Here is a 3,023-nt window from a genome sequence, read left to right on the forward strand (position 1 = left end):
CGGGATCGTGCCGCACGACGTCGGGCGGCGGCACGATCGCCTGGTTCGCGAGGTTGTCGGTCAGGTCGAGCAGGCCGCGCAGGAACGTCTGATAGCACGCGATGCCTTCGCGCATCCATGCTTCGCGGTCGCTCGGCGGCGGCGGATTCTTGACGACGAAGCCGCCTTTCGAGCCGACCGGCACGATCACCACGTTCTTCACCATCTGCGCCTTCATCAGGCCGAGCACCTCCGTGCGGAAATCCTCGCGGCGGTCGGACCAGCGCAAGCCGCCGCGCGCGACGCGTCCACCGCGCAGATGCACGCCTTCGACGCGCGGCGAATACACCCAGATCTCGAACATCGGCTTCGGCTCGGGCAGGCCGGGCACTTTCGCGGGATCGAACTTGAACGACAGGTACGGCTTCGGTTCGCCGCTCGCGTCGTGCCGGAAGTAGTTCGTGCGCTCGGTTGCCTTGATGACGCCGAGGAACTGCCGGAGGATCCGGTCCTCGTCCAGGTTGGGCACCTGGTCGAGCGCGCTCTCGATCGCCTTCAGCACGCGTTCCGCCTGTGCATCGCGCATATCGCCCACGCGCGGGTCGAAGCGCACCATGAACAGCTCGACGAGCTGCCGCGCGATTGCCGGATTGCCGGTCAGCGCACGTTCGATATAGGCGTCGCTGAAGGTCGAGCCGACTTGCCGCAGATATTTCGCGTACGCGCGCAGTACCGCCACTTCGCGCGCGCTGAGCTGGGCGCGCAGCACGAGGCGGTTGAAGTCGTCGTTCTCGATGCTGCCGCCCCACACGCGCTCGAACGCGTCTTCGAACAGCACCTTGACGCGTTCGATGTCGAATTCCGCATCGTCCGCCAGCTCGAGGCCGAAATCGTGAATCCACGCGGCCGCGCCGTCCGTGGCCTGGATCCGGTAGGGCCGCTCCTCGTCGACGCGCACGCCGAGATGTTCGAGCATCGGCAGGCTGCGCGACAGCGCGATCGGCTCGCCGGCGCGGTAGACCTTGAAGCGGAATGCGCGCGGTCCCACCTCGATCGGGCGGTAGAGATTCATCGCGAGACGGTCCGTACCCTGCACGCGTTCGATCAGTTCGATGTCGCGCACCGCGGTGCGTGCGGGATAGTCGTCGCGATAGCCGGCGGGAAAAGAGTCGGCGTAACGCTGCAACAGCCGCGTGCCCCGCTCTTCGCCGAAGGCATCGAGCAGCGCATCGGAGAGATCGTCCTGCCAGCGGCGCGCGACCTGGACGAGCCGCGCTTCGAGTTCCTGCGTGTCGACGTCGGGCATCGTGCCCGGCTCCGCGTGAATGACGAAGTGAATGCGCGCGATCGCCGATTCGGACAGGAGCGGGGTGAATTCCACGTTGACGCCGTTGAACGCGTCGACAAGGAGGCGCGCGATGCGCCGGCGCAGGTCGGTGTTGTACTTGTCGCGCGGCACGAACACGAGGCAGGACACGAAGCGGTCGAACCGGTCGCGCCGCACGAAGAGCCGCGTGCGCTGATGTTCCTGCAAACGCAGCACGCCGAGCGCGATGTCGTAAAGCTGGTCTTCGTCGGCCTGGAACAGTTCGTCGCGCGGATAGGTTTCGAGCACGGTCACGAGCGATTTGCCGAGATGTCCTTTCGGCAGGAAACCCGCGCGCCGGACGATGTTCGCGCATTTGCGGCGCACGATCGGGATTTCCGACGTGGGCACCGTGTACGCGGTCGAGGTGTAGAGCCCGATAAAGCGCCGCTCGCCGCTGACCTTGCCGTCGGGGCCGACCAGCTTGACGCCGACATAGTCGAGATAGCCCGGCCGGTGCACCGTCGCGCGGGAATTCGCCTTGGTCAGGAAGATCGGCCACGCGCCATGAATGATTTCCGCCGCGGCGGGCGGCAGCGGCGTCAGTTCCGGCGTGCCGGGCGCGCGCAACGATTCGCGCAGGATGCCGGATCCCGATCCCTCGATGCCGCGCAGGCCGAATCCGGAATCGTATGACACAAGCGCGTAGTCGCGTTGCCCGAGGAACGTGAAATGGTCGGCCAGCATCCATTCGAGGAACGCGCGCGCCTCGATGTCTTCCGCGCTCGTCTCGCGCGCCTTCATGTCCTTGATCGTGCTGCGCGCGATCTCGACGATCTTCGGCCAGTCCTCGACCGATGCGCGCACGTCGCGGAGCACCCGGGCGATGTCGTGGCGCAGCGCCTCGAGTTTCGCTGCGTCGCCGCAACGATCGACCTCGAAATGGATGAACGACGTGAGCTGAGAATGGCCGTCGTCGGCTCCGGCGCCTGCGCCGCCCACGCCGACCCGCTCGATGCTGCCGTCCTGGCCGCGCCAGATGCGGAACACGGGGTGCATCGCCGAGTGCAGCGTGAGCCCGAGGCGGTTGACGGCGATCGACACGGAGTCGACGAGAAACGGCATGTCGTCGTTGACGATCTCGATGACGGTATGGTCCGAATGCCAGCCATGCTGTTCGAGGATCGGGTTGTAGACGCGCAGCCGTTCGCCGCCCGGCACGAACTTTTGTGCGGTCTGCCAGTGCGCCATCGCGGCGCCGTACAGATCGGCGATGCTGCGGCTTTGCAGGTCGTCGAGGTCGACGAAATCGTAGTAATGCTGGAGAAAGGGCTCGACGACGTGGAACACGGCTTCCGGCAATCGTCCGCGCGCGAATTCGACGACATCGGAGAGCAGGAGAGCGACGACTTCTTCGTTCTTCGCTTGCATGGCGATCTCCTCGACGGGTGGCCAGCGTTTGCACATCGTCAGTGGGCGCATTATGCGCCGCGGTGTGCAAAAGCGCGATGTGCGGGTGCACATCGCGCCGTGCCATGGGCAGGCGGCCGGCAATCTGCGCTACGATCGCCGGTCAGCCGGCATGACGCGAGGAGACAGGACGATGCGTGAAGTACGCTGGGCGTCGCTCGAAGGCGACGGTATCGAACATCTGACATTCGATCGCGACGACGACAGGATCGTCGTGGAAAGCGCGGTCGTCGGGCAGCGGCGAGAACTGGAACACCAGCACGCCGGC

At 65.9% G+C, this 3,023-nt stretch carries 1 protein-coding gene and 1 pseudogene; one reads left to right on the forward strand and one right to left on the reverse strand.

All coding sequences use genetic code 11. The annotated features are described in order from the left end of the window. Positions 1-2,716, reverse strand: a 2,716-nt coding sequence (locus KH616_RS23560) for an NAD-glutamate dehydrogenase domain-containing protein (RefSeq protein WP_292253407.1), incomplete at its 3' end; no start/stop codon positions are given. Between KH616_RS23560 and KH616_RS23565 the strand changes: the two are divergent. Beyond that, positions 2,715-3,023 (forward strand): annotated as a pseudogene (locus KH616_RS23565) (hypothetical protein); the annotation flags it as partial. The gene KH616_RS23560 and the pseudogene KH616_RS23565 sit on opposite strands and share 2 nt — an antisense overlap.

The sequence above is a fragment of the Burkholderia sp. genome (genome assembly GCF_018375725.1).
Classification (GTDB): Bacteria; Pseudomonadota; Gammaproteobacteria; order Burkholderiales; family Burkholderiaceae; genus Burkholderia.